Here is a 342-nt window from a genome sequence, read left to right on the forward strand (position 1 = left end):
GAGGAGCCGAAACTCGATGAGGGCATTGCCGATGGTCTCAAGGATCTGATCGCGCGGCGCGAGGAAAAATTGCCCGACAGCGTTAGTTGAGGGAGCGGGCAAAGACCCGATGGGAACAACAAGGGAGGAATGGACATGACGATTTTCAAAAGCAACGGCGATCGTGTGCCGCAGGCTATCGAAGCGATGGCCGCGGAGGCGCAAGCAGGCCGTGTCGACAGGCGCGAATTCCTGGCGCTGGCCAGCGCGCTTGGGGCATCGACGGCATTTGCCTATGGCATGATCGGCCTTGCCGCGCCGACACAGGTTTTGGCCGAGGAGCCGAAAAAGGGCGGGACGCTG

1 pseudogene is annotated in these 342 nt (G+C 61.4%); it reads left to right on the forward strand.

The window, feature by feature from the left end:
* Positions 1 to 135: 135 nt before the first annotated feature.
* Positions 136 to 342 (forward strand): annotated as a pseudogene (locus EN852_RS37105) (diguanylate cyclase); the annotation flags it as partial.

This window comes from Mesorhizobium sp. M2E.F.Ca.ET.209.01.1.1 (assembly GCF_004010375.2).
GTDB lineage: Bacteria > Pseudomonadota > Alphaproteobacteria > Rhizobiales > Rhizobiaceae > Mesorhizobium.